The organism is Mycobacterium sp. PO1 (assembly GCF_017312405.1).
Classification (GTDB): domain Bacteria; phylum Actinomycetota; class Actinomycetes; order Mycobacteriales; family Mycobacteriaceae; genus Mycobacterium.
On sequence record NZ_BLTG01000024.1, the window covers coordinates 34,711 to 61,181 of the forward strand.

General features: G+C 68.7%; 24 protein-coding genes and 1 pseudogene. 6 read left to right on the forward strand and 19 right to left on the reverse strand.

What is annotated here, in order from left to right; all coding sequences use genetic code 11:
• Positions 1-12 precede the first annotated feature (12 nt).
• The 4 genes and pseudogenes from J3476_RS11040 to lspA all read right to left on the reverse strand — a co-directional run.
• On the reverse strand, positions 13-687 hold the full coding sequence (locus tag J3476_RS11040; protein WP_286182884.1) for a TetR/AcrR family transcriptional regulator: 675 nt from the start codon (positions 685-687) through the stop codon (positions 13-15).
• A gap of 54 nt (positions 688-741) precedes the next feature.
• Positions 742-1,632 (reverse strand): EamA family transporter RarD, encoded by an 891-nt coding sequence (gene rarD, locus J3476_RS11045; protein ID WP_207066539.1) that lies wholly within the window; start codon positions 1,630-1,632, stop codon positions 742-744.
• Entirely contained in the window at positions 1,629-2,558 is a 930-nt protein-coding gene (locus J3476_RS11050) for an RluA family pseudouridine synthase (RefSeq protein ID WP_207066540.1), read from the reverse strand. The genes rarD and J3476_RS11050 overlap by 4 nt, the downstream gene beginning before the upstream one ends.
• 194 nt (positions 2,559-2,752) lie before the next feature.
• Positions 2,753-3,355, reverse strand: a pseudogene (gene lspA, locus J3476_RS11055) (signal peptidase II); the annotation flags it as partial.
• A 34-nt stretch (positions 3,356-3,389) separates the two neighbouring features.
• On the opposite strand from lspA, the gene J3476_RS11060 reads away from it, so the two are divergent.
• Positions 3,390-4,325: an asparaginase gene (locus J3476_RS11060; protein WP_207066541.1), complete on the forward strand. Its 936-nt coding sequence runs from the start codon at positions 3,390-3,392 to the stop codon at positions 4,323-4,325.
• A 41-nt stretch (positions 4,326-4,366) separates the two neighbouring features.
• Here J3476_RS11060 and J3476_RS11065 read toward each other — a convergent pair whose 3' ends face one another.
• Complete coding sequence (locus J3476_RS11065; protein ID WP_207066542.1) at positions 4,367-5,734, reverse strand: DNA polymerase IV; 1,368 nt, start codon at positions 5,732-5,734, stop codon at positions 4,367-4,369.
• Positions 5,735-5,765: 31 nt separating this feature from the next.
• On the opposite strand from J3476_RS11065, the gene J3476_RS11070 reads away from it, so the two are divergent.
• On the forward strand, positions 5,766-5,972 hold the full coding sequence (locus tag J3476_RS11070; protein ID WP_286182886.1) for an RNA-binding S4 domain-containing protein: 207 nt from the start codon (positions 5,766-5,768) through the stop codon (positions 5,970-5,972).
• Positions 5,973-6,067: 95 nt separating this feature from the next.
• On the opposite strand, the gene ileS is transcribed toward J3476_RS11070, so the two are convergent.
• Both ileS and J3476_RS11080 read right to left on the reverse strand, forming a co-directional pair.
• Positions 6,068-9,199, reverse strand: a complete 3,132-nt coding sequence (gene ileS / locus J3476_RS11075) for an isoleucine--tRNA ligase (protein ID WP_207066544.1) — start codon at positions 9,197-9,199, stop codon at positions 6,068-6,070.
• A gap of 276 nt (positions 9,200-9,475) precedes the next feature.
• The gene (locus tag J3476_RS11080; protein ID WP_207066545.1) at positions 9,476-10,081 is read right to left on the reverse strand and encodes a hypothetical protein; all 606 of its coding nucleotides are present in this window, start codon (positions 10,079-10,081) and stop codon (positions 9,476-9,478) included.
• A gap of 136 nt (positions 10,082-10,217) precedes the next feature.
• Here J3476_RS11080 and J3476_RS11085 point away from each other — a divergent pair, with 136 nt between their 5' ends.
• Complete coding sequence (locus tag J3476_RS11085) at positions 10,218-10,601, forward strand: XRE family transcriptional regulator (RefSeq protein ID WP_207066546.1); 384 nt, start codon at positions 10,218-10,220, stop codon at positions 10,599-10,601.
• Positions 10,602-10,656: 55 nt separating this feature from the next.
• Positions 10,657-11,391: a hypothetical protein gene (locus J3476_RS11090; RefSeq protein ID WP_207066547.1), complete on the forward strand. Its 735-nt coding sequence runs from the start codon at positions 10,657-10,659 to the stop codon at positions 11,389-11,391.
• A gap of 127 nt (positions 11,392-11,518) precedes the next feature.
• Here the strand turns inward: J3476_RS11090 and J3476_RS11095 are convergent, their stop codons facing one another.
• Genes J3476_RS11095 through mutA form a run of 4 tightly spaced genes read right to left on the reverse strand, consistent with a single transcriptional unit; the run spans position 11,519 to position 18,000 of the window.
• Entirely contained in the window at positions 11,519-12,814 is a 1,296-nt protein-coding gene (locus tag J3476_RS11095) for a serine hydrolase domain-containing protein (protein WP_286182887.1), read from the reverse strand.
• 54 nt (positions 12,815-12,868) lie between these two features.
• A complete protein-coding gene (gene meaB, locus J3476_RS11100; RefSeq protein WP_207066548.1) occupies positions 12,869-13,864 on the reverse strand; it encodes a methylmalonyl Co-A mutase-associated GTPase MeaB in 996 nt (331 codons plus the stop codon).
• 4 nt (positions 13,865-13,868) lie between these two features.
• Positions 13,869-16,121: a methylmalonyl-CoA mutase gene (scpA, locus tag J3476_RS11105; RefSeq protein ID WP_207066549.1), complete on the reverse strand. Its 2,253-nt coding sequence runs from the start codon at positions 16,119-16,121 to the stop codon at positions 13,869-13,871.
• A gap of 1 nt (position 16,122) precedes the next feature.
• Positions 16,123-18,000 carry a methylmalonyl-CoA mutase small subunit gene (mutA, locus tag J3476_RS11110; RefSeq protein WP_207066550.1) on the reverse strand — a complete coding sequence of 626 codons (1,878 nt, stop codon included), beginning with the start codon at positions 17,998-18,000 and terminating at the stop codon, positions 16,123-16,125.
• A gap of 100 nt (positions 18,001-18,100) precedes the next feature.
• On the opposite strand from mutA, the gene J3476_RS11115 reads away from it, so the two are divergent.
• Positions 18,101-18,814, forward strand: a complete 714-nt coding sequence (locus tag J3476_RS11115) for a TVP38/TMEM64 family protein (protein ID WP_207066551.1) — start codon at positions 18,101-18,103, stop codon at positions 18,812-18,814.
• On the opposite strand, the gene J3476_RS11120 is transcribed toward J3476_RS11115, so the two are convergent.
• Genes J3476_RS11120 through J3476_RS11130 form a run of 3 tightly spaced genes read right to left on the reverse strand, consistent with a single transcriptional unit; the run spans position 18,801 to position 20,801 of the window.
• The gene (locus J3476_RS11120; protein ID WP_207066552.1) at positions 18,801-19,163 is read right to left on the reverse strand and encodes a DoxX family protein; all 363 of its coding nucleotides are present in this window, start codon (positions 19,161-19,163) and stop codon (positions 18,801-18,803) included. The two genes, J3476_RS11115 and J3476_RS11120, sit on opposite strands and share 14 nt — an antisense overlap.
• The gene (locus J3476_RS11125) at positions 19,160-20,338 is read right to left on the reverse strand and encodes an SPFH domain-containing protein (protein ID WP_207066553.1); all 1,179 of its coding nucleotides are present in this window, start codon (positions 20,336-20,338) and stop codon (positions 19,160-19,162) included. The genes J3476_RS11120 and J3476_RS11125 overlap by 4 nt, the downstream gene beginning before the upstream one ends.
• A gap of 28 nt (positions 20,339-20,366) precedes the next feature.
• A complete protein-coding gene (locus tag J3476_RS11130) occupies positions 20,367-20,801 on the reverse strand; it encodes an NfeD family protein (protein ID WP_207066554.1) in 435 nt (144 codons plus the stop codon).
• A gap of 59 nt (positions 20,802-20,860) precedes the next feature.
• Between J3476_RS11130 and J3476_RS11135 the strand changes: the two genes are divergently transcribed.
• Positions 20,861-21,739 carry a hypothetical protein gene (locus J3476_RS11135; protein ID WP_207066555.1) on the forward strand — a complete coding sequence of 293 codons (879 nt, stop codon included), beginning with the start codon at positions 20,861-20,863 and terminating at the stop codon, positions 21,737-21,739.
• 14 nt (positions 21,740-21,753) lie between these two features.
• Here J3476_RS11135 and J3476_RS11140 read toward each other — a convergent pair whose 3' ends face one another.
• From J3476_RS11140 to J3476_RS11160, 5 genes are read right to left on the reverse strand one after another with little or no spacing between them, the layout of a single operon-like run.
• Positions 21,754-22,776 (reverse strand): ferrochelatase, encoded by a 1,023-nt coding sequence (locus J3476_RS11140; protein ID WP_207066606.1) that lies wholly within the window; start codon positions 22,774-22,776, stop codon positions 21,754-21,756.
• Positions 22,777-22,778: 2 nt separating this feature from the next.
• Positions 22,779-23,588, reverse strand: a complete 810-nt coding sequence (gene inhA, locus J3476_RS11145) for an NADH-dependent enoyl-ACP reductase InhA (protein ID WP_207066556.1) — start codon at positions 23,586-23,588, stop codon at positions 22,779-22,781.
• 39 nt (positions 23,589-23,627) lie between these two features.
• Positions 23,628-24,413 (reverse strand): 3-oxoacyl-ACP reductase FabG1, encoded by a 786-nt coding sequence (gene fabG1, locus J3476_RS11150; protein ID WP_286182890.1) that lies wholly within the window; start codon positions 24,411-24,413, stop codon positions 23,628-23,630.
• Between the two features lie 59 nt (positions 24,414-24,472).
• Positions 24,473-25,480, reverse strand: a complete 1,008-nt coding sequence (locus tag J3476_RS11155) for a VWA domain-containing protein (RefSeq protein ID WP_207066557.1) — start codon at positions 25,478-25,480, stop codon at positions 24,473-24,475.
• 22 nt (positions 25,481-25,502) lie between these two features.
• Positions 25,503-26,429: a DUF58 domain-containing protein gene (locus J3476_RS11160; protein WP_207066607.1), complete on the reverse strand. Its 927-nt coding sequence runs from the start codon at positions 26,427-26,429 to the stop codon at positions 25,503-25,505.
• Between the last annotated feature and the right edge of the window lie 42 nt (positions 26,430-26,471).

The following is a 26,471-nucleotide window of genomic DNA, read 5'->3' on the forward strand; positions in this document are numbered from 1 at the left end:
GCCCGGTTCCGCTCACGCGTCGATGTGCGCCGCGACAGGCGATTCCAGCAATCCGCTCTCGAACAGGGTCAACAATTGCCTGGCAACACCACCGGCGTCCTGGTCGGAGGTGCTGTGCCGAAGGAAACCGGCATGAAACCCCGCGCCCCAGAACAACCCGGCCAGCATGTCCGCCACCGCGGCAGCGTCGATGTCGGACGGCAACTCACCACGCCGCATCGCCTCGACGACCACAGAATCGTAGAAAGAATGCACCGCGGCGAAGATGCGCGCCGCGGCCTCGGCCCGATGTGGTCCACGGTGGTGTTCCAGCCGCGCCGCGACGAGGAACCGCAGCGTGTCGGCATCCTCGAGGCTCCACCGCTGCAACGACCCGAGAAAGCTGGCCAACTGGTCGCGTAGGCCGACCTGCTGCTGGGCTTCGGCGACGCAACCCATCATGGCGTGGTGGACCTCGGCGAGGAGTACGTCGTAGATCTGCTCACGGCTGCCGAAGTAATAGTGCAGCGTGGGCCTGCTCACCCCGGCCCGCATCGCGATCTGCTGGAACGTCGCCGCTTGGTAACCGCGTTCGGTGATGACGCCCCGCGCCGCGACCAGGATTCCGCGGCGCGTGTTCTCGGAATCAGCCCCCACCGGGCGGCCGCGGCCCCGAGGGCGCTCGCCGGCCGAGCTGACAGTCTCCACGAGCAAACGTTATTGCATAGCTATTGGGGGGTCAATCGCACCGATCGCAAATTCTCAGGCTGCTGTGGTCTGTATTGTGCGCCGGTCGGAGCGTGCGCGCCGCACCGCGTCGACGGTGAACACCGCCAGCGCCAGCCAGATGAGCGCGAAGCCCAACCACCGCGCCGGTGGCATCGGTTCGTGCCCGACCAACACGCCCCAACTGAGTTGCATCGCCGGGGTCATGTAGAACAGCAGCCCCAACGAGACCATCGCCAGCCGCTGCGCCGCGGCGGCGAACAGCAGCAGCGGCAGCGCGGTGAGCACGCCGGCCAGGATCATCAGCACCACGTGTGTGCCGCCGTGACCGGTGAACGTCGCATGCCCGGCGGCGGCGGTGACCCCGACATAGGCGAGCGCGAACGGCGTCGCCAGGCCCGCCTCGATGCCGACGCTGACGCGCGGGTCGGTGGACACCGACTTCTTCACCGCGCCGTACATGCCGAACGACAACGCGAGCCCCAGGCCGATCACCGGAGGTGCCCCGACATTGATCGTCAACACGATGACCGCGACGACGGCGATCACCAGCGCGCTCAGCTGGCACCGATTCAGCCGTTCCCGGAAGATCAACAGCCCCAGCGCTATCGAGACCAGCGGGTTGATGAAGTACCCGAGCGCGGCGTCGACGACGTGACCGTTGTTCACCGCGTACACGTAGATCACCCAGTTCGCCGCGATCAACGCCGAGGCCGCGGTCAGCAACAGCCAGGTGCGCCGGTCGAGCCGACGCACGTCACCGAGGCGCCGGACCGCCGCCACCACGACCAGCAGGAACAGGAAGCTCCAGATGATGCGGTGCGCCAAGATCTCGACGGCGCCGGCCGGCTTCAGAAGCGGGAAGAACGCCGGGAACAGCCCCCACATCGCATAGGCGCCGAACCCGAACAGCAGTCCCGACCTCACAGCTGTTGGTTGCGAAGCACGTCGAGCGCATGCTGCAGATCAGCCGGATAGTCGCTGGTGATCTCCAGCCGGCGGCCGTCGGCGGGATGCGCGAAGGCCAGCGAGCAGGCGTGCAGCCACTGACGTTCCAGTCCGAGCCGTTTCGCCAGGGCCGGGTCCGCGCCATACGTGAGGTCCCCGCAGCATGGGTGGTGCAGCGCGGCGAAGTGCACCCGGATCTGATGAGTGCGTCCGGTCTCGAGTTCGATGTCGAGCAGGCTGGCCGCCTGGTGCGCCTCCAGCGTGTCGTAGTGCGTCACGCTGTGGCGGCCGTCCTCGACGACGGCGAACTTCCAGTCGTGGCCGCGGTGCCGGCCGATCGGTGCATCGATGGTTCCGCTCGACGGGTCAGGGTGCCCCTGCACCAGTGCGTGATAGCGCTTGTCGACGGTGCGCTGCTTGAAGGCCCGCTTCAGTACCGTGTACGCCCGCTCGGACAACGCGACCACCATCACCCCCGAGGTACCGACGTCGAGACGGTGCACGATGCCCTGCCGCTCGTGGATACCCGAGGTACTGATCCGGAAGCCGGCCGCGGCCAGTCCACCCAGCACGGTGGGCCCGTGCCAGCCCACCGTCGCATGCGCCGCGACCCCGGGCGGCTTGTCCACCGCGACGATGTCGTCGTCGGCATACAGGATGTCCATGCCCTCGACATCGACCGGGGTGTTCTCCACCGGCGGCGGCGCGTCGGGCAGCCGCACCTCCAGCCAAGCCCCTGCCGGCAGCTTGTCCGATTTGGCCGCACGCACGCCGTCGACCTCGACGCCGCCCTCTTCGGCCAACGCCGCCACCGCGGTGCGCGACAGGCCGAGCAGCCTGGCCAGACCGGCATCGACGCGCATCCCAGCCAGGCCTTCCGGCACCGGCATCGACCGTGTCGTCATTCCCGACCCGACTCGTCGTCCGGCTGACGCCTCCCGACCGGATCGTCGCCGCCGTCCGGCTGACGCCTCCCGACGGAACCCTCGCCGCCGTCCGGCTGACGCCTCCCGACCGGATCGTCGCCGCCGTCCGGCTGACGCCTCCCGACGGAACCCTCGCCGCCGTCCGGCTGACGCCTCCCGACCGGATCGTCGCCGCCGTCCGGCTGACGCCTCCCGACGGAACCCTCGCCGCCGTCCGGCTGACGCCTCCCGACGGAATCGAAATCGAATCCGAACAGCGACAACACGACCAGCAGGATCGCGCCGCCCACCACCGACGGGTCGGCCACGTTGAACACCGGCCACCACCCGATCGACAGGAAGTCCACCACGTGGCCGCGCAGCGGGCCCGGCGACCGGAAGAAGCGGTCTACCAGGTTGCCCATGGCCCCGCCGAGAATCAGCCCCAGGCCGATCGCCCACCACGGTGACACCAGCCGGCGCCCCATCCAGATGATGCCGAACACGACACCGGTGGCCACCAACGTCAACACCCACGTGTAACCGGTCGCCATCGAGAACGCCGCACCGGAATTGCGCACCAACGTCCAGGTCACGGTGTCACCGATGATCGACACCGGCTGACCTGGCGTCAGCAGCTCGACGGCCAACACCTTCGTGACGATGTCCAGCACGAGTACGACTCCGGCGACGCCGAGCAGAAGGCGCAGCCGGCGCGGCGGCGAGGGATCCCGAGGCGCCGCGTCACCGGCCGCCGGGTCGGCCGGGCTGGAAGATTCGTCAGTCACGCCCCCCATCATCGCAAAGCACAGGTGGGGAAGAATCCCACCCATGGGTCGCCTCCTCGTCCTCGCCACCGGTGGCACGATCTCGACCAGCGCCGATGCTGGTGGGGTCAAGCGTCCCAGCCGGTCCGGCGCAGATCTGACCGAGGGGCTCGATGTCGAGGTCATCGACCTGATGGCGGTGGACAGCTCGCAGCTGCGCCCCGAGGACTGGGACGTGATGGCCGCAGCGGTACGGCGCGCCTCGGCGGACGCCGCCATTGACGGCATAGTGATCACCCACGGCACCGACACGATGGAAGAAACCGCGTTGTGGTTGCAACTGGTGCACCCGGGATCGCCACCGGTGGTGTTGACCGGCGCGCAGCACAGCGCCGACTCCCCCGACGCAGACGGACCGGCGAATCTGCGCGATGCGCTGGCCGTGGCCGCCAGCCCGGCCGCACGCGACCTGGGTGTGACGGTCTGCTTCGCCGGCACGGTGTTCGCTGCGCTGGGGCTACAGAAGGTCGCCACCGCAGGCTTGCAGGGTTTCACCGGGCGGACGCTCGGCACGGTCGCCGACCACACCTTCATGGCCGAAGCCGACCGGGCCGACCGTCCCAGCCTCGGTGCACTGTCGGCACGTTCGGCGCCGCGAGTCGACATCGTCGCCGTCTATCCGGGAGCCGACGGCGTGGCGCTGGGCGCGTGCGCTGCGGCCGGTGCCCGCGGAATCGTGCTCGAGGCGTTGGGGTCGGGCAACGCCGGCGCGGCCGTCATCGACGCGGTGGGCAGGCTCACCGCCGACGGTGTCACGGTCGCGGTGTCCACCCGCGTTCCCGCCGGCCGGGTGCATGCCGGGTACGGCCCGGGTCGTGATCTGCTCGACGCCGGAGCCGTCGTCGTGCCGACCCTGCGGCCGCCCCAGGCGCGGATACTGCTGATGGGCGCGCTGGCCGCCGGGGTCTCCGCAGAAGACGCCCTCACCCGCTGGGGGTGACAGGCCGGTGACCGGAGCCGGGCGACCGTTCCGTGCTCCCGTTACGGCGTGCTCTGGTAGCGCGACGTCTCCTCGACGAATTGTGGCCAGTCCAGGCTGTCGACGGGATTGGCCCGCGACAGTGCCGGATCGGTTGCGCTGAACGTCCGTGCGGTGCCCGGGCCGGTGCTGCGCGTCTCGAATCGCACCGTCGTCACCCCGTGGCCGGCCCCCTGGATCCAGCCATGCCCGTAGTCGGCGTGCACCACGTCGTCGCCGACCCGCCAGGCCGGAAGCTGGTCGCCCTCGGGCGCCACCGCCGACGACGCGGCGACGCTCGCCGTGTGCTCGGTTGCGGCCAGCTCCAGGTCCGGGAACAGCGACTCCTGCTGCACGTCCGACAGACCCGAGAAGCCGACCCCCACAAGGCGGATCGGCCCGATCTCGATCGGGTCGAGCAGTAGCCGTCGCGCCATGGCGGTCAGTGTCGCCACATCGGTGGTGGCGTAGGGCAGCGTGGCCGAGCGGGTGAGGATGCTCATGTCGGACTTGCGGAGTTTCACGGTCACGGTGCGGGCGCCCCGACCGTCCTTGAGGAGCCGGCGGTGAGCGTGCTCACCGATCGGCCCGACCGCATCACGGAGTTGGTCCAGCGTGGTCAGGTCCTGCGCAAACGTGGACTCCGCACTGATCTGTTTCGCCGGGGCGTTCTCGGCCACCGGACGCTCGTCGATGCCCCGGGCCAACCTGTGCAGCGCCGGGCCGACGGTGGGTCCGAGGATGTTGGCGACCTCGGTGTCGGACAGCGCCGCGAACCCGCCGATGGTCTCGATGCCGAGGCGGTGCAGCTTCTCCTCGGCCACCGGTCCGATGCCCCACAGTTTGCGCACCGGCAGGCCGTGCAGCAGAGCCGCCTCCTCATCCCGCGCCACCACGGTGACTCCGTCCGGTTTCGCCAGGCCCGATGCGATCTTGGCGATCTGCTTGCCAGACCCGGCGCCCACCGAGGCCACCAGGCCGGTGACGGCCGCCACCTCGGCGCGAAGCCGCTGACAGAACTGCTCGACCTGCGCCGGCGAGGCGCCGGCCAGCGCACCGGGTTCGCCGAACGCCTCGTCGAACGACAGTTGCTCGAGCACGGGCACCGTGGCCCGAACCGTCTCGAACACCCGCCGACTGGCCAGACCGTAGACGACGCCGCGAGGCGGCAGCACCACCGCCGCGGCGCCGACCAGGCGCCGCGCCTGGTGCATGGGCATCGCCGACCGGGCGCCGAACACCCGGGCCTCGTAGCTGGCGCCGGCCACCACCCCACGTCCGCCCAGACCCCCGACCAGTACCGGGCGACCCCTCAACGTGGGACGGGTGAGCTGCTCCACCGACGCGAAGAACGCGTCCATGTCCAGGTGCAGGACCCATCGCGCGCCCACAGGGCGAATCGTAGGCGCTACCGTTGCGGTCGTGTCCGAAGTGCCTATCCGTGACGAGTCGATCCGGCTGGGCCAGTTCCTCAAACTGGCCAACCTCATCGACAGCGGCGCCGATGCCAAGGCGGTCATCGCCGACGGTCAGGTCAGCGTCAACGGTGACGTCGAGACCCGCCGCGGGCGTCAGCTCCGCGCCGGCGACGTCGTCGAGTTCGCCGGCCGGACCGCGCGGGTGGGCTGATCACCGCGAGCGTGCGCGTACGGTCGTTCGCACGCCGAAATCACAACCGTGGCTGCACGCTCGCGCCCCCGGCCGCCGCTGCACGGCGGCGAACCTCACGCTTTCTGCAGCGCGACCCGCACCCCGTCGCCGATGTCGGCACCGTCGGCGGTCTCGCCGAATTCGAAGCGGGTGGCGAGGATCTCGTGGGCGATCAGATCCCGGTGGGTCTGGGCCCAGGCCAACTTGTCGGCCGGTACCGCCATCGTGACGCTGATCCGGTCGGACACATCGAGGCCAGTGGCCTTGCGCAACTCCTGCAGCTCGCGGATGCGGTCCTTGGCCCACCCCTCGGCTTCCAGCTCGGGGGTGACGTTTCCGTCGAGCACGACCAGCCCTGCTCCGTCGGGCAGTGCCGCGGTGAACTCCGGGTCCGCAGCGACCAGCCGGGAGCTGAACTCCTCGGGCAACAGCACCGCAGGACCCGCGGTCAGCGTTCCGTCGGCGTTGACCACGCCCTCGCCGGCCTTCACCGCCTTGATCGCCGCCTGGACGTCCTTGCCGAGGCGGGGACCCGCGACCCGCGCGTTGACCGTGAGCTCGAATCGGCCGTGTGCGGCGATGTCATCGGTGAGTTCGACGGCCTTGACGTTGAGCTCGTCGGAGATCAGGTCGGCGAACGCCGCGAGTCGGCCCGGATCGTCGACCGCCACAGTCAGTTTGGGCAGCGGCAAACGAACCCGCAGCTTCTTGGCCTTGCGCAGCGACGAACCGGTGGAGGCCACCTCGCGCACCAGGTCCATGTCGGCGACCAGCTGCGGATCGGCAGGCAGCACATCGGACTGCGGCCAGTCCGACAGGTGAACCGAACGCTCGCCGGTGACTCCCCGCCAGATGACCTCGGTGATCAGCGGCAACAACGGCGCGGCCAGCCTGCTCGTCACCTCCAGCACCGTGTGCAGGGTGTCGATGGCGTCGGCGTCTTCATCCCAGAACCGTGACCGCGACCGGCGCACGTACCAGTTCGTCAAGGCTTCGGTGAACTGGCGAAGCTGATCGCACGCCCGCGAGATGTCGCATTCGTCCAGCGCGACGGTCAGGTCATCGCGCAGCACCGCGAGCTTCGCCAGGATGTAGCGGTCCAGCACGTGAGTCGAGTCGGTGCGCCACGCGCCCTTCTTCGGCGCGTAGAGCGCCAGGAACGTGTAGGCGTTCCACAGGGGCAGCAGCACCTGCCGCACCCCTTCGCGGATGCCCTGCTCGGTGACGATCAAATTGCCGCCCCGCAGGATCGGTGAGGCCATCAGGAACCAGCGCATCGCGTCGGAACCGTCCCGGTCGAACACCTCGGTGACATCGGGGTAGTTGCGCAGGGACTTGCTCATCTTCTGGCCGTCGTTGCCCAGCACGATGCCGTGCGACACACACGTGCGGAACGCCGGCTTGTCGAACAACGCGGTGGCCAAGATGTGCAAGGTGTAGAACCAGCCACGGGTCTGGCCGATGTACTCGACGATGAAGTCACCGGGGAAGTGGGCCTCCGCGCCGGCCGCGCCGTCGAACCACTCGCGATTCTCGAAGGGGTAGTGCACCTGCGCATACGGCATCGATCCCGAGTCGAACCACACGTCGAGCACGTCCTCGATCCGGCGCATCGTCGAGCGGCCGGTCGGGTCGTCCGGATTCGGCCGGGTCAACTCGTCGATGAACGGGCGGTGCAGGTTGTCCGGCCGCACCCCGAAGTCGCGCTCGAGTTCGTCGAGGCTGCCGTACACGTCGACCCTCGGATACGCCGGATCGTCGGACTTCCACACCGGAATCGGCGTGCCCCAGTAGCGGTTCCGAGAGATCGACCAGTCCCGGGCGCCGGCCAGCCACTTGCCGAACTGGCCGTCCTTGACGTGCTCCGGGTACCAGGTGATCTGCTGGTTCAGCTCCACCATGCGGTCGCGGATCTCGGTGACCTTGATGAACCACGACGACACCGCCCGGTAGATCAGCGGATTGCGGCAGCGCCAGCAGTGCGGGTAGGAGTGCTCGTAGGTGTCGTGGCGCAGCAGCACCGCGCCGTTGGCCTGCGCAGGTCCGGATCCGGCTTTGAGATCGCGGATGATCTGCGGATTGGCGTCGAACACGTGCTGCCCGGCGTAGTCGGGCACGCCTGCGTCGAACCGGCCCTTGGCGTCGACGGGCGTGACGGCTGCGATACCGGCGGCCTGCGCAGTGGCCATGTCGTCTTCGCCGTAGGCCGGGGCGAGGTGCACCAGACCGGTTCCGTCGTCGGTGCTGACGAAGTCGGCCGGCAGCACCTGAAATGCATTGGCCGAGTCCATGAAGTATGGGAACGGCGGCACGTAGTGGACGCCGATCAGCTCGGCTCCGGAGAACGTGGCGAGCACCGTCGGCTCCTCGCCGAGCTCGCGGGCATAGGCGGCCACCCGGGCCTCGGCGAGCACGTAGCGGCGGCCGTCCTTCTCCACGACGACGTAGGTCACCTCGGGGTTGACCGCGACGCCCTGGTTGGAGGGCAGCGTCCACGGCGTCGTGGTCCACACCAGCAGATGCGCGCCGACCAGTTCGGCTGCTCCCCCGTCGATGCGGAACCCCACCGTCAGCGCCGGATCCTGGCGATTCTGGTAGACGTCGTCGTCCATCCGCAGTTCGTGGCTGGACAGCGGGGTTTCGTCGTTCCAGCAGTACGGCAGCACCCGGTTGCCCTCGTAGGCCAGACCTTTGTCCCACAGCTGTTTGAACGCCCAGATCACCGACTCCATGAAGCCGATGTCGAGGGTTTTGTAGTCGTTGTCGAAATCGACCCAGCGTGCCTGGCGGGTGACGTAGTTGCGCCATTCGCCGGTGTACTTCAACACCGACGCACGGCAGGCATCGTTGAACTTCTCGATGCCCATCTCTTCGATCTGGGCCTTGTCGGTGATGCCGAGCTGGCGCTGCACCTCGAGTTCAGCGGGCAGGCCGTGGGTGTCCCAGCCGAAGCGACGGTCCACCTTGTAGCCCCGCATGGTGCGGTAACGGGGAACGATGTCCTTGACGTAGCCGGTCAGGAGGTGACCGTAGTGCGGCAGGCCGTTGGCGAACGGTGGGCCGTCGTAGAACACGTACTCCGGGCAGTCGTCCCGACGGGCGATGCTCGCCCGGAACGTGTCGTCGCGTTCCCAGTAGTCCAGCACATCGGCTTCCAGCGCCGGGAAACTCGGCGCCCCGGCGGCGGGCTTCGGATATCCGGTCACGTGCGTCGTCTCCTGTGCCTCGGCGTTGTGGACGACGATGTCGTCGTCAAGGCACGGGGACGAACGTCGCGCCGGTGCGCGAGCGCCGCGGTACCACCCCGCTTGCGCGCACTGTCGCGCGCCGCTCCACTGAAGGCGATGACGGGCCCACCCGTTCGGCTCTACTGGGCCGTGGCCGGTAGCACCGGACACGGCTGTTCTTCCGAAGGCTCCCCGGTGATGGCCGGATCGGCGCCGATGGCGCTCAGTTTAGCGGGCCGGCCCGCTCAACTCACATCACAGCGGCGCAGCGGCGTCCGAGGTGATCTCGATCAGCGCCAACGGAAATTGCTCGGCCATCTCCTCGACCGAGTACCGGTCGAGACGGCTCGGGTCGTAGCACCACTGGATGTGCAGGTCGTCAGACTGGCGCGCGACGCGCAGCTCCAACGCCCGCGGACTCTGGCCGGTCGCGCCGGCGCCGGTGACGTCGAGCAGGATCTCGGCGCGCGCGTCGGGATGGCTGGACGCCGCGATCAGGCTGTTGTGCGCACCCTGCAACATCTCGGTCGGCCCCATCGGCGCACCGGCCGCGCACAGCAGCGACACCCGCCGGCACAGTCCGGGTTGACCCGCCGCGACGTCGACGACGACAGCCCCGTCGCCGCGGGTCCGTCCGAAGGTCCGGCCGAGGGCGGCCAGCAGGATTTCCTCGACCGTCACGCCGAGCCATTCCGCCGACGAGTCGAGCTCTGCGGACAGTTCGCTCGACGGTGGGGTGACCACATTCTCGAATTGCCGAGCTTCGCCGTCTGCCGCGGCGTGATCGACAACAACCAGCGATTCCGGTGCGGAGGCGACGAGAGTGTTTCTGACCTCGTCAGCCATGTACGGAGCGACCATGCAGCCAACCGTACAGCGAATGTCCCAGATATGGGAGAGTGGTCCCAGAACTGTGACGGCCGTGTCAATTAAGATTGTGTTATCCGTTTGCCGGGTGACTCTCCCCATTTGCCGGAACGCAGTTTATGGTGGTCAGATGCCACGGACAGACGAGAACGGTAGACAGCTCAAGGCGCTGCTCGACTACCTCCTCGACGGAGAGATCGACGCGAAAGACCTCTTCGACGCCTTGGGCATCTCCAGCAGCACGTATTACCGGCGCATCAAAGAGGCCGACTACCCCAGCGCCGAAGAGCTGCGCCTGGTCGCCGATCGCTTCCAGCTCAACTACCCCGATCTGCAGATCCAGTTCGGCTTGATGAGCAGGCAAGAGGTATGGCAGTACATCGAGTCGACGGCCGCCGTGGACGGTCCCGGCCGCGGCATCGACACGGCGGTTCGCGCGCGCACCACCACCGACACACGGCGTCGTCCCAAGCTCTCCGAGCTGACACCGCGGTTCGACGCTCCCCCCCTGTAGGCGTCTGACCACATACACTGTTTGCTGATCAGGCTCAGCTCGAAGGCGACACCCCATGGCTCTGGCAACTCTCATCGCGATCACGTTGATGTGCATCGCGTGGAGCCTGTGGATTCGTCGCGTCACCTGGTCCTGCCGGTGGGAGGTCGCGGCCACCCTGAACATCGCCCTGCAGGGGCTGGCGGTGTTGCTGATGTCGCCGCTGGCGTCGCAGACGCTCGGGCATTGGCTCTACTCGCTGACCGGTAAATGGAACCTCGAGGACTACCTGGGCCACGACGCCTACATCGTCGCCGCGTCGGCGGTGGTGTACAACACGCTGGGCCGGCTGGAGCAGGACAACGCCATGCACCAGCGCTTCCGGCAGTTCGTCGAACGGCCCGCCACACTGTGCATCCCGGTGCTGCTGGCGCTTTTCTGGATGGGCAACGGTGCTGCGATCTACCGGCCCGATTTCTTCGACGTGCCGACGGACTTCTGGCTCAACATGTACTGGCTGCTGCTGTGCGGCATGCTGATCTACCTGCTGGGATACGGGGCCCGCGCGCTGCTCATCCTGCGCACCGACCCGCGGTCGCGCCACATCGCCAACGTCTATCTGTTCGCCTCGGCGATGGGCATCATGGCGTGCGTGGTCCGCATCATCACCGCGTTGGTGCCGACGCTTCAGACCGTGCAGGGCAGCACGCTGGTGTGGTTCTTCGCCTGCGCCTGCGGCGCCGCGTTCGCGCTGACGTCGGCGCACTCCTGGCGGATCAAGACGAAGTGGTTCACGCGGGCCAACAGCTGAGGACCGCCGCGAGCGGCGAATAGAACACCAGCCGCGAGCGGCGAATCAGGCCACCGCCGCGAGCGGCGAATAGAACACCAGCCGCGAGCGGCGAATCAGGCCCTGGTCGAATCAGGCCCTGGTCGAATCACACGGCCGTCGCCGTGGCCGGGGCGTAGGGCGCCCCGAACTCGCGCACGGCGCGGTACCCGTTCCGGCGGGCCGCCGCGGCTCCGCGCCGGATCAGTGCCGCGGTGGCCACGAAGCCAGCCTGGTCGGAGGCGACCAGCGGGGTCAGCAACCGATTGTGGACGTAGCCGAACCCCAGACCGGTTGCCGGGTCGGCCCAACCCAGTGAACCTCCGAGCCCGACGTGCCCGAACCCGGGCAGCACGCCGGGGAAGGGCAGCCCGTGGTAGCCGAGGTGGAACGACAACGGCATCACCATGCTGTGGTCGGGACGCAGGCTGGGCCGCCCCACGAGCGCGGCGGTGGTCTCCGGGGACAGGAACTGGACACCGTCGATCTGGCCGCCGTTGGCGATGGCACCGTACATGCGGGCCAGCGCCCGCGCGGTGGCCACCCCGTTGGCGGCCGGGATCTCACTGTCCAGCAACGGCGTTTCGCCCTGAACCATGGCTTTGACGCCCGGGAAGTAGATCGCGCCGAACGCGGCGGAGAACGGCAGCGCAGCCACGTGCGGCGCCACCATGTTGAACAGCGGGTTCTGCAGCGCGCTCTGCGGGCCGATGATCTGTGCGGCGTGGGTGGCTGCTCCCGCCGGGGGCCGGCCCAGGTGCAGACCGTCGGTGCCCAGCGGCTCGGCCACCTCGGTGCGCATGAGTTCCCGCATACCGGTTCCGGTCACGGCCCGGGCCAGTCCGGACAGCAGCCAGCCGAAGGTGAGCGCGTGGTAGGCGGGCTTGCCGTGCAACCAACTCATCGGGGCCGCGGCGAGGCGCTCCTCCATGCGCAGATGGTCGAGCAGGTCGGCCTTTCGCACGCCGTTCAACTGGGACAGCCCGGATCGGTGCCGCAGAACGTCGCGGACGGTGATGGTCGACTTGCCGTTGGCGCCGAACGCCCGCCAGTACTCGGCCACCGGGGCGTCGTAGTCGATCAGCCCGCGGTCGACCAGGCGGTGGATGACGGTCGCCGCTACCCCTTTGGTGGCCGAGAAGACCATGGTCCCGGTGTCGGCCGTCCAGTGCTGAGAGCCGCGGCGGTCACGGAAGCCGGTCCAGACGTCGACGACCGGCTCGCCGTCGAGGTACACCGACAAAGCCCCGCCGCCGAGCCGTCGCCAGGGGAACATCTGCGCGAACGTGCGCACCGCCAGCATGAAGTTCTCGTCGGCGGCGCCCTGCACCCCTCGGGGCAGCGGTGCGCCGTCGATGCTCTGTGAGGGCGCCACGTTGCGCTCCCCGAAGTTGACGGACGTCACAATGATTTGAATTTACCCCGCCGGGCGGCAAAGTAGACAGGTGTTACCCATTTGTTAACCGTCGGCTTTGGCCGGCCAGTCCACCGCCTCGAGGATCTGCTGCGCAGCAAGCGCCGGGGTCAGTTCACCGTCGCGCACCTTCTGCTCCACGTCGTCGCGAATCGCGCGCACCCCGGCACTCGACAACACCCGGTCGAGCACCGTGTCGCGGACCATCGACCATGTCCACTGCACCTGCTGGGTGCGTCGACGCGCCTCGAACTCCCCTGCCTCGGTGAGCACTTCGCGGTGTTTGAGAACGGTGTCCCACAGTTCGGTCAGCCCGGTTCCCTGCAGCGCGCTCATCGTCAACACCGGTGGCCGCCAGAGCGTTTCACGCGGATAGATGAGCCGGATCGCACCGGCGAGCTCGCGAGCGGCCGACTTCGCCTCCACCGCATGCTCACCGTCGGCTTTGTTGACCACGACGATGTCGGCGAGTTCGAGCACACCCTTCTTGATGCCCTGCAGTTGGTCTCCGGTGCGCGCCAAGGTCAGGAAGACGAAGGTGTCGACCATGTTGGCAACCGTCACCTCGGACTGCCCGACCCCGACCGTCTCGACCAGGATGACGTCGTATCCGGCAGCCTCCAGCAACACGATGGTCTCGCGTGTCGCCTTGGCCACCCCGCCGAGCGTGCCCGAGGTGGGCGACGGCCGGATGTAGGCGTCGGGGTGCACGGCGAGCTTGGCCATGCGGGTCTTGTCTCCCAGGATGGAACCACCCGTGCGAGTGGACGACGGGTCGACCGCCAGGACGGCGACCCGGTGACCCTGTTCGATCAGGTAGATGCCGAGCGCTTCGATCGACGTCGACTTACCGACTCCCGGCACGCCGGTGATGCCGACGTGCAACGCGCGGCCGGCCTCCGGCATGAGCTCGAGCAGCAGTTCCTGCGCGGTCTGGCGGTGGTCGGCGCGGGTTGATTCGACCAGCGTGATGGCCCGAGCCAGCGCGGAGCGGTCACCGTCGCGGATCGCCGCGGCGAGCTCGCTGACCGATGGGCTCATCGCGCTACTGGAGGGTGTAGCCGAGGCGGTGCGCGAGCTTGTCGAGCAGGCCGATCGCGGCGTCGGCGATGACGGTACCGGGCGGGAAGATGGCGGTGGCCCCCGCCGCATAGAGCTCCTCGAAATCGCCCGGCGGGATGACGCCGCCGACGACGATCATGATGTCGGGGCGGCCGACCTCGGCGAGGGCGTCCCGCAACGCCGGCACCAACGTCAGGTGGCCGGCGGCCAGCGACGAGACACCGACGACATGCACGTCGTTGTCCGCGGCCTGCCGCGCGACCTCGTCGGGCGTGGAGAACAGCGAGCCGACGTCGACGTCGAAACCGATGTCGGCGAACGCCGTGGCGATGACCTTCTGACCGCGGTCGTGCCCGTCCTGCCCCATCTTGGCGACCAGGATGCGGGGCCGCCGGCCGTCGGCCTCGGCGAACTTCTCCACCATCTCGGTGGCGCTGCTGACGTTGCTGGCCATCCCCACCTCGTCTCGGTACACGCCGGCGATGGTCCGGATCTCGGCCTGGTGCCGGCCGTACACCTTCTCCAGGGCGTCGGAGATCTCGCCGACCGTGGCCTGGGCTCGGGCCGCATTGATCGCCAGCGCCAGCAGATTGTTCCCCAGACCGTCTTCCCCGGCGGCGCCGGTCGCGGCCGCCGCCCGGGTCAACTCGGCCAGAGCGGCCTCGGTCGCGTCGTTGTCACGTTCGGCTCGCAGCCGCTCGAGCTTGGCGATCTGCTCGGCACGCACCCGACTGTTCTCGACCTTGAGGACCTCGATCTCGTGGTCCTCGTCGACCTGGTAGCGATTGACCCCGATGACGGTCTGCTGCCCGGAGTCGATGCGGGCCTGGGTGCGCGCGGCGGCCTCCTCGATGCGCATCTTGGGAATGCCCTCGTTGATCGCCTGAGCCATGCCACCGTGCTCGGCGATCTCGGCGATGTGCGCACGGGCCTTCTCGGCGAGCTGGTGGGTCAGCCACTCCACGTAGTACGAACCGCCCCACGGATCGATGGGCCGGGTGGTGCCCGACTCCTGCTGCAGCAGCAGCTGGGTGTTGCGTGCGATGCGCGCCGAGAAGTCCGTCGGCAGCGCCAACGCCTCGTCCAGGGCGTTGGTGTGCAGCGACTGGGTGTGCCCCTGGGTCGCCGCCATCGCCTCGATGCAGGTGCGAGCGACGTTGTTGAAGGCGTCCTGCGCGGTCAGCGACCAGCCCGAGGTCTGCGAATGGGTCCGCAGCGACCGCGATTTCGGGTTCTTGGGATCGAAATGCCCGACCAGCTCGCTCCACAGCAGCCGCCCGGCGCGGAGCTTGGCGACTTCCATGAAGAAGTTCATGCCGATGCCCCAGAAGAAGGACAGCCGCGGGGCGAACTTGTCGATGTCCAGTCCGGCGTCCAAACCCGCCTTGATGTATTCGACGCCGTCGGCCAACGTGTATCCCAGTTCCAGGTCGGCCGTGGCCCCGGCTTCCTGGATGTGGTAGCCCGAGATCGAGATGCTGTTGAACTTGGGCATTTTCACGCTGGTGTAGCCGAAGATGTCGGAGATGATCCGCATCGACGGCTTCGGCGGATAGATGTAGGTGTTGCGGACCATGAACTCTTTGAGGATGTCGTTCTGGATGGTCCCGGCCAGTTTCTCCGGCGGTACGCCCTGTTCCTCGGCGGCCACCACGTACAGCGCGAGGATCGGCAGCACCGCGCCGTTCATCGTCATCGACACACTCACCGCGGACAGGTCGATGCCGTCGAACAGCTGACGCATGTCCAGGATCGAGTCGATGGCCACCCCGGCCATCCCGACGTCACCGGCGACGCGCGGGTGATCGGAGTCGTAGCCGCGGTGGGTGGCCAGGTCGAAGGCCACCGACAGACCCTTCTGTCCTGCCGCCAGGTTGCGACGGTAGAACGCGTTGGACTCCGCCGCGGTGGAAAAACCCGCGTATTGGCGGATGGTCCACGGCTGGTTGACGTACATGGTCGGGTAGGGACCGCGCACGAACGGCGGCTCCCCGGGCAGGCTGGCCAGCGGGAAGCCGGCATCGACGACCTCGTCGCGGTCGGCCGCGATGTAGACGGGTTTGACGTCGATGCCCTCCGGAGTGGCCCAGTCGAGCTGCTCGGCGGTGTAGCCGTGGGCTGCTGCCGCGGCCTGAACGTGTTCGCCCACCTGCTCGTGGGTCGGCGACGCCACGGCATCCCCGGCGTGCAGCGGCACGTCGGCGAAGCTCTGGATCTTGGGTTGTGTCGCAGTCACCTCAGGCCCCCATTCGGGTCAGCAGATCCGACAGGGTGCTGACAGCGTCGATCTTCATGGTCAGGTATCCGTCGGGCTTCGAGTCCACCGCCGCGACAGCCTTCTCCGGTCCAGCCAGCAGAACGTGGCGCATCCCGGCCGCCCTCGCCGCGTCGACGACAGCGCCGACCTCCTCGGAGTAGCGGGCGTCGGTGCCGCAGATGACGGCGACCTCGGTGGACGCGGCATCGGCGACCGCGGCACCGACGTCGGCGGCGCTGAGCGGACCGGGGTTGACTGCTTCGATCCCGCCTGAGGCCAACAGATTCACGGCAAAGGTGGCCCGGATGTTGTGCTCGGCCAGCGGGCCCAGCGGCAACAACAGAGCTGTCGGCCGCGCCCCGGTGGTCTGCAGGTGTGCATCCGAGCGATCCCGCAAGGCTTCGAAGTCGGCGGCGTAGCGCCGGACGTGTGGCAGCGGATCGCCCTGCGGCAGAGGCACTTCCGCGAGATCCGGGTATTCGTTGACCCCGGTCAGCGCTGTCCGGCGGTGCGCGATGTCGCCGGCGCGGCGTTCGGCGACCTCGGCGATCGCTGCCGCGATGTGCTCGCGGGCCGCCTCGAAGCCACCCTTCGCCTCGATCTCCTGGAAGTGCGACCACGCCTGTTCGGCGAGCCGGCGGGTGAGGTCCTCGACGAACCACGATCCGCCGGCCGGGTCGAGAACGCGGCCGATGTGGGATTCCTCGAGCAACAACAGCTGGGTGTTGCGGGCGATGCGCCGCGCGAAACTGCGTGCGGTGCCGGGAAAACCGCCGTCGATCGCCACGTCGAAGGGATGCACCTGCACGGTGTCGGCGCCTCCTACGGCTGCCGCGAAGGCCGCGACCGTCGTGCGCAACATGTTCACCCACGGGTCCCGCTGCGACATCATCGGCAGCGACGTGGTGACGTGAACGGTCGCCGCGCCGGCGTCACGCTCCCCCACCACCTCAGCCACGCGGGCCCAGATCTGGCGCGCGGCACGCAGTTTTGCGATCGAGGTGAACTGGTCGTCATCCACGGCGAACCGGAACGCGACCTGTCCCAGCGCGGCCGGAACCGACAGACCGCGCTCGACCAGGTGGCGCACGCACGACACACCTGCGGCGATCGCGGCGCCGAGCTCCCAGGCGGCATTGGCGCCCAGGTTGTGGAACACCGGTCCGTCCACGGTGATCGTTCGCACGTGGCCGTCGTAGGCGCTGGCCTTGGTCGCCGCCGCGACGACGTCCTCGAGGTCGGGCGCGGCCCGGCCGGCCAGTGGCGCGACGAGCGGATCGGCGCCCAGATCGATCGAAAGCCTGGACCGCTGTTCGTCATCGAGTCCGGTCACCAGTGCCAGCACGGCGTCGGCGGCGGAGCGGAACGCGTCACCGACCGGCTCGACCACGATGGGGACGAGGTCGAGGTACACGCCGTCGAGGAGACGCTCGAGATCGGCGGGGGCCACCGCGTCGCCGGCGTCGCCGCTGCCGACGCGCAACACCAGCGCACTGATGCCCTCGGTCAGCCCGAGCAGGATCGACCCGTTGGCCTCGGCGACGCCCGCGTTGGCTGCCGGGTAGACGTCGGCGACCTTCCACCCGGCCTTCACGTCGCGCAGCGCGTCGCCGCCCCGCACGTAGGGCCAGTGCCCGGGGAGAGCTGGTTCAGCCAGTTCGTCGGCGTCGGTGTACAGAGGCCGGACCGGGAAACCGTCGTAGGTGTCCGAATCGAGCAGACGCTCCGGCTCGGCGCCCAGATCGGCGGGATCCCGCTTCGTGGACTTCGCCAGAACGCCCGCAACCGCGGAGCGCCATCGGTCCAGATCGGAGTCTGCTACCCCGGCAGAGCCGGCGCTGGGTGTCTGCACAGCCATCAGGCTAAATGATGGGCGTCACATCAGCGCACGCCGGTGTGCAGACTCCACACCGCGCTATTTGAGCCGGTGAGCGCGCACACCCGTACTCTTGGAAGGCGTGAAATCCGTCGTCAGAACGCTGCGCACCGCCCGCGCCGCGTTTCTCGGCACCCTGGCGACCATCCCCCGCGGCAGGCTCGTGGCGGTCCTGTGCGCGATTGTGATTCTCGTCGCAGTTGCGCTGCTGGTGCCGATCCCGTCCGCCGTTCAGCTGCGCGACTGGGCGACCTCGGTCGGTGCGTGGTTTCCGTTGGCGTTCTTCGCCGCACACGTGGTGGTGACGGTGTTCCCGTTCCCGCGCACCGCCTTCACGCTGGCCGCGGGCCTGCTGTTCGGTCCGGTGCTGGGGATCCCGATCGCCGTGGCAGCCAGCACGTTGTCCGCACTGATCGCGCTGTTCCTGGTGCGCTCCGCCGGTTGGCAGGTCAGCAGCCTGGTCCGGCATCCCAGGATCGACGCCGTCGACGCGCGGCTGCGGGAACGTGGTTGGCCGGTGGTGCTGGCGACCAGGCTGATCCCGGCGGTGCCGTTCTCCGTGCTGAACTACGCCGCGGGCGCGTCGTCGGTCCGGGTCCTGCCCTACACCCTGGCAACCCTGTTCGGGGTGCTCCCCGGCACCGCGGCGGTCGTGATTCTCGGCGACGCTCTCACCGGGCGGGTGAGCCCGCTGCTGCTCGCGGTCTCGCTGTGCACCGCGGGTGTCGGCGTGGCCGGCTTGGCCTACGAGATACGCCGGCACCGCCGCGCCGAGGACGCGGTCAGCGTGTCCTGAGGTCAGGGCCCTCCACGGTCATCGTGCCGAAGAGTGCCAGGAATGCCGACGCCGCGATCAGGTTCGGGCTGAAGTCGCGAACTCGCAGGTGGGATCCGACAGCCAGCACGAAGTACACCGTCAGCATGAACGTCGTCAGGCGGGCCAGGGCGGGGAACCGCAACACCGACAGCAGGCCCACCGCGCTCGCGGCCTTGACGACCGGGATGAGCGGGCGCAGTTCCTCCGGGAGGCCGACATCGTCGAACGCCTTCTTCACCGGCGCCATGGGTCCGACGCATGCCGCTGCATCGGCCGCCTGGAGCACCGCCAGCGCCAGATAGGCCCGTCGGGAGGTCAGCGCGCTCACTGGTTCTCCCCCGGCGGGGTCGAGCCCAGTTGCGGGTTCCGTGGCGCCGACGAGAGCAGCCCCGGCCCGTCGACCGGCGACCGGGCCTCCGCCTCAGCCTTGGCCACCGCCTGCGCGATCACCGGATCGGTCTCGGTGGAAAACCAGTCGGCGACGGCCTCGCTGTCGTCCTCCGGCCGGGCCAGATCGTCCTCGACCGGCGGCGGTGTCCAGCGGAACACCCCGTCCTCGCCGGGCGCGCCCAGCATCTTGGTGAAGCCCTGCAGCGCGGTACCGAAGTCGCTGGGCACCACCCACACCTTGTTGGCGTCGCCTTCGGCCATCTTCGGAAGCGTCTGCAGGTACTGGTAAGCCAGCAGCTCCGGGGTGGGTCGGCCGGCCTTGATCGCGGCGAACGTCTTCTCGATCGCCTTGGCCTGGCCTTGAGCTTGCAGGTAGGCCGCGGCGCGTTCGCCTTGGGCCCGCAGCATGCGGGACTGGCGGTCGGCCTCGGCGGCCAGGATCGCGGCCTGCTTGGCGCCCTCGGCGGACAGGATGGCGGCCTGCTTCTCACCCTCGGCCTGCTTGATCGCCGACTCGCGATGGCCCTCCGCGGTCAGGATCATCGCGCGCTTCTCCCGGTCGGCGCGCATCTGCTTTTCCATCGAATCCTGGATGGAGGGTGGCGGATCGATGCTGCGCAGTTCGACCCGCGCCACCCGCAGCCCCCATCGGTTGGTGGCCTCGTCGAGCACCCCGCGCAACGCGGTGTTGATCTGGTCGCGTGACGTCAGTGTCTGCTCCAGCGTCATCCCGCCGACCAGGTTGCGCAGCGTGGTGGTGGTCAGCTGCTCCACCCCGACGATGTAGTTGCTGATCTGGTACACCGCGGCCTGTGGGTTGGTCACCTGGAAGTAGACGACGGTGTCGATCTGCACCGTGAGGTTGTCTTCGGTGATGACCGGCTGCGGCGGGAAGGACACCACCCGCTCGCGCAGATCGACCCGGGCCCGGATCTTGTCGACGAACGGCAACAGCAACGTCAGCTGGCCGGACACGGTCTTGCTGTAGCGGCCGAGTCGCTCGATCACGGCCGCCTCGGCCTGTGGGATCAGGGCCACCGACTTGGCGACCACGATCACGGCGAACACGACCAGCACAGCCAGCAGGACCAATCCTGCGATGGTGCCGTCCATGATGGGGCTCCTTCCCTCGCCGAACTTCTCAGGCGATCTTCGACACCACCGCGGTGGCACCGTCGATCTTCACGACCAGGACCTGGTCGCCGGGTTCGTACACATCGTTGTCGTTGAGCGGACGCGCGGTCCAGACCTCACCCTCGAGTTTCACCTGGCCTTCATGGCGCGCGACGCGGCCGAGCACCAACGCGTTCTTGCCTTCCAGGGCGCGGGCCGGCTCGGGCAGTCCCTGACCGGACTGCATCCGTCGCCTCAACGCCGGCCGGACACCGACCAGCAGCAGCACCGACACCAGCAGGAACACCAGTCCGTCGGCCCAGATCGGCCAGTCCAGCACCCACGCCGACCCGGCGGCCGCCAGCGCACCGCCGCTGAGCATGAGCAGGAACAGATCGCCGGTCAGCGCCTCGGCGCCGGCCAACGCCAGGGCCGCGATCAGCCAGATCAGCGCAACAGGCATATGGCCAGCCTATCGCGCGACCGACCGGGCCAGCATCGAACAACTACACTGCAGCCATCATGTGGTGTCCCAGTGTTTCGCTTTCGGTGTGGGCCAATTCGTGGCTGGCCGGCGCCGCCGCGCCTGACGACGTCCTGGACGCGTTATCTCTGTGGACGCCAAGGCATTCGGTCACGGCCTACGACTCCGCAGCCGCGGAGCGCACGGGCCTGTCGTGGCCCGACCTCGACGATCCGGGTGCGGTGTCGCTGCTGCAGACCATGCGTACCGCGGCCCGGGCCGCCGGCACGCAGCCGGCGATCACGCTGGCGCTGCCCGTGCCCGGCGACGTCCGGGGCCTGCCGCCCGGCACCCAGTTCGGGCGGGACGCCATCGCCGCCGGTGAGGCGGTTCTCGTCGGTCCGCCGGAAGCGCTCGTCGGCCTCGTCCCCGACTTCGAGTACCCCGATGGCTTCCCCGAGACCGACCTGGGTACCGACATGTTCGACCCCGACATCTTCGACCCCGAACCCAGTGGCCTGTCGTGGACGGTGTACTCGCTGCCCGGCCCCGTCATCGTCGGGTACTTCGATCTCGGCGAGGCGGAGTACGCCCTGCGCGACGCGGTGCGCTCGGCGGCCGACGCGCTCGGCGCGTTGCGGGCCGGCGCGTCCGGCGGTGACATCGGCGACCCCCGCCGACTCGTCGAACAGGTCCTCGATTCCACTCTCGCCCATCGCGTGCCCGACCACGCGCCGGCGCGCGCGGTGCGTGTGTTGGAGAACGCCGCGCACGTCGACGCGATCATCACCGTCAGCTCCGGGTTGATCCCGAGCGGTCTGCAGAGTTCCTCGGAGGTCCAGGTCGCCAGCGACGCATTGCGTCCGCTGACCGCGGTGGTCCGCTCGGCACGGCTGGCCGCCGTCGAGGCGATCCTGCATTCCGCCTGGCGTCGTTGACGATTCGGCGCTCGTCAGGCCTCACAGTCCGGGGTGCACACCGCACCGTTGACGCTGCAGCCGTAGCCGGGCACCGGCTGCGGCCCGGTGACCCGGGCGGCCGGGGCATCCATCCGCATCTCGTCGAGCAGGTCGACCGCCAGCCGGGCGAACCGGGTCTGGGCGTTGGGCGTGGAGGCCCGCGCGAGCGCGATTCCCGCCTGCGCGGCCTGCTCGGCCAGTTCGTTGTCCAGGTCCCACACCACCTCGATGTGGTCGGCGACGAACCCGACCGGACACACGATCACCGCTGGGGTGCCCGCCCGCTGTAACGCCTCCAGATGGTCACCGACGTCCGGTTCGAGCCACGGCACCTGCGGCGGGCCGGAGCGGGACTGCCAGACGTGGTCGTAGTCGAGGTAGCCCGCGGCCGCGGCCACCAGTCGGCAGGCGTAACCGACCTGACGTTCGTAGAGGTCGGGGCCGCACCGGTTGGCCGCGCGCAGCGGGATCGAGTGCGCGGTGAAGACCAGGCGCGCTTTGTCACGCAGTTCGGCGGGCAGTGTGGCGGCGGCGTCGCGGATCGCGTCGGCGAACATCTCGACCAACAGCGGGTGGTCGAAGTACTGGCGCAGCTTCACCAACTCCGGTGCACCCACCCCAGCGGCCGCGCGGCCGCGTGCGATGTCCTCCTGATACTGCGTGCAGCCCGAATATCCGCCCCACGCCGAGGTGGTGAAGACCGCTGCGCGTTCGATCCCGTTGTCGCGCATCTGCGTGACGGTGTCTTCGACGTAGGGCTCCCAGTTGCGGTTGCCGAAGTAGACCGGCATCCGGCGCCCGCGGCGGGCCAGCTCGGCCTCGATCTCGGCGATGAGCGCACGGTTGATCCGGTTGATCGGCGAGACCCCGCCGAAATGCAGGTAGTGCTCGGCCACCGACTCCAGCCGCTCCCGCGGGATGCCGCGTCCGCGAGTGACGTTCTCCAGGAACGGCATGACCTGCTCGGGCCCCTCGGGGCCACCGAAGGACAGCAGCAGTAGCGCGTCGAACTCCACGGTCACAACAACTGGGTGCTGGCCCCGCCGTCGGCGTAGACCACGGTGCCCGTGGTCGCCGGCAGCCAGTCCGACATCAGCGCACACACCGTCTTGGCCACCGGTGTGGGATCCTTCATGTTCCAGCCCAGCGGCGCACGCTGGTCCCAGCCCTCTTCGAGCAGCTGCATCTGCGCTCCGGCCTCCTCACCGAGCGCGCCACCGACGATGGCGCTCATCGCCAGAGTCCGGATCGGTCCGGCGGCAACGAGATTGGAGCGGACGCCGACCTTGCCGGCCTCGCGCGCGACGAAGCGGTTCACCGATTCCAGCGCGCTCTTGGCCACCGTCATCCAGTTGTAGGCCGGCATCGCGCGGGTCGGGTCGAAGTCCATGCCGACGATGCCGCCGCCGGGATTCATGATCGGCAGCACCGCTTTGGCCAGCGAGGCGTAGGAGTAGGCCGAGATGTGGATGCCTTTGGCGACGTCCTCGTACGGCGCGTCGAAGAACGGGTTGATGCCCATGCCGGTCTGCGGCATGAAACCGATCGAATGCACGACACCGTCGAGCTTGTTGCCCTCACCGATCTCCGCGGCGATCCGGTCGGCCAGCGTGTCGAGGTGTTCGGTGTTCTGCACGTCGAGCTCCAGCAGCGGCGCCGGATTCGGCAGCCGGTCGCAGATCCGCCGGATCAGCTTCATCCGGTCGAACCCGGTCAGCACCAGTTCGGCGCCGGCCTCCTGGGCCACCTTGGCGATGTAGAACGCGATCGACGAATCGGTGATGATGCCGGTGACGAGGATCCGCTTGCCCTCGAGAATGCCAGTCATGTGAACGTCCTTATCTGTGTCAGGGCCGCTGAGGCCTCGCTAGTGGCCCATACCCATGCCGCCGTCGACCGGGATCACCGCGCCGGCAATGTAGTTGGCGTCTTCTGAGGCCAGGAAGCTGACGACGCCCGCCACCTCGGCAGCGGTGCCGACCCGCTTGGCCGGGATGAAATCCAGCGCTCCCTGCTGGATGCGCTCGTCGAGCGCACGGGTCATCTCGGTGTCGATGTAGCCGGGGGCCACCACGTTGGCGGTGACGTTGGCCTTGGACAGCTCCCGGGAGATCGAGCGCGCCATCCCGATCAGTCCGGCCTTGGAGGCCGCGTAGTTGGCCTGGTTGCCGATGCCCCACATGCCCGAGACCGAACCGACGTAGATGATGCGGCCGAAGCGCTTGCGCTGCATGGTGCGCGACGCGCGCTGGGTCACCCGGAACGCCCCGGTGAGGTTCGCGTCGATGACCTTCTGGAAGCGTTCCTCGGTCATCCGCATCAGGAAGGCATCCGCGGAGACACCCGCGTTGGAAACCAGGACCTCGACCGGGCCCTGGTGCTCCTCGACCTCGGTGAACGCCCGGTCGACGGCCTCGCTGTCGGTGACGTCACACTGCACACCGAACAATCCGTCCGGGGCACCGGAGCCGCGGTGGGTGACCGCGACCTTGTGGCCGTCTGCGGCCAGTCGCTGCGCGATGGCCAGGCCGATCCCCCGGTTGCCGCCGGTGACCAGCACAGACCGCGCGACGAAAGCCGGCCGGCCGGTGTCGGTGGGTTCGGCGACGGCGTTCGCCGTCTCCGTCTGAGCGGCTCCGGAGGTGTCGGTCATGCCGCCAACTTAGTGCGTGGACTGCACGGATCCGAAATCAAGGTCGGCGCGCTCGGCTACTAGTTGGGCAACCGACGGTTGATCAGCAGCGCGCCCAGTGCGGCACCGGCCAGTACGAGTGCACCCAGCCGTAGCCAGCCCACGCTCGCATCACCTTTGATGGTTTCGTAGCCGATCTGCTCTTGAAGGTTGCTGAACACCTGTTTGAGCTGCTCGAGGCTGGATGCGGTGAACGCCTCGCCACCGGAGAGCTCGGCGATCTTGGCGAGCATCTCGTCGTCGACGGGCACCGGTTGGCGCTGCTCGTTGATCTCGACGTAGCCGTACGGCGTGCCGAACGACACCGTCGAGATCGGGACGCCCTGATCCTTGGCGGTGCGCGCCGCGGTGTAGGCCCCTTTGGGGTTGTCCGGGTTCGACGGAACGGTTTCCTTGCCGTCGGACATCAGCACGATGCGCGCCGGCGGCGGTTCGTCTCCGCCACCGATGACGGCTCCCACCGTCGCGATGGCCTGCAGCGCGGTGAACACTCCCTCACCGGTCGCCGTGCGGTCGGCCAGCTGCAACTTGTCGATGGCGTTCTTGGTGGCCTCGCGGTTGGTGGTCGGCGAGACGAGCACCGTGGCGGTGCCGGCGTAGGAGATCAAGCCCAGGTTGATACCGGGGGTCAACTGATCGGCGAACTGCTTGGCGGCTTCCTGGGCGGCCACCAGCCGGTTGGGCGACACGTCGGTGGCGCGCATCGACTGCGACACGTCGATCACCAGCATCACCACCGCGCGGTTGCGGGGAATACGCACGTCGTGGGTCGGGCCGGCCATCGCGATGGTGAACAACACCATCGAGGACACGAGGAGCACCGCCGGCAGGTGCCGCCAGCGGCTGGGGCGCTGTGGGGCAACACTTTCCAGCAGCTCCATGTTGGCGAACCGCAGCATGCGCTTCTGGCGCGCCATCTGAACGATCACGTACAGCGCGATCAGCCCGATGACGACCAGGAGGAACAGGAAGAACCAGGGATGCTCGAAGCCCGTCAGCGACATCGGGCCGAAAAACGGTAAAGTCATGTGCTCGCTGTCATTTCGTTGGTCATCGCGCCGAGGCCAGGGCACCGCGACGCCGGCTGGCGACGAAGCGCACCACGTCCGCGATCCAGTCTCGATCGGTGCGCAGCGTCAGCAGCGGCGCGTCACAACGCCTCAGCGTGCGGGCCACCTCGGCGCGGTGCGCGGCGGCGGCCCGCTCGAAGTCGCTGCGCAGCTGTTCGTCGATGGTGAACTCGCGGGTGCGCCCGGTCTCGGTGTCCTGCAGGATCACGTCCCCGACCGGCGGCAGCTCGATGTCACGGGGATCGAGGATCTCGATCCCGAGCACCTCGTGGCGGCCCGAGATGGCGCGCAGCGGACGCATCCAGTCGATCGGGCCCAGGAAATCGCTGATGATCACGGCCATTCCACGTCGACGTTCGGGCCGGCGCAGCGCATCGATGGCCGCGGCGAGGTCACCGCGGGTACCCATCGGGGCCCGGGGGGTGGTGGCGATGGCGCGCAACAGTTCCTGCTCGTGCATCCGGCCGGACAGGGCGGGCACCCGGCGCATCGTGTCGCCGTTGGAGATGATCGCGCCCAGCCGGTTTCCGCCGCCGCTGTTGAGGAAGGCGATCGAGGCCGCCGCGGCGACGGCCAGATCACGCTTCTCACAGCCGGTGGTGCCGAAGTCCAGGCTGGCGGACACGTCGACCACCAGCCAGGTCTCCAGTTCACGGTCGGCGATCATCTGCCGGACGTGGGGCTGGGTCGTCCTCGCGGTCACCGACCAGTCCATGCGGCGCACGTCGTCGCCCGGCTGGTAGCTGCGGGACTCGCCCGGTTCCGTTCCGGGTCCGGGCAGCAGACCGAGATGATCTCCGTGCAGCACGCCGTCCAGTTTCCGGCGCACCGTCAACTCGAGCTTTCGCAGGGCCGCGGTCAGTGCCGGGTCCCGGATCTCCCCGCGCTGCAGAGAGGGCAGGTCGATGGAACGAGTGGAGTTGGTGGAGCCGGAGGAACTGGAAGGATC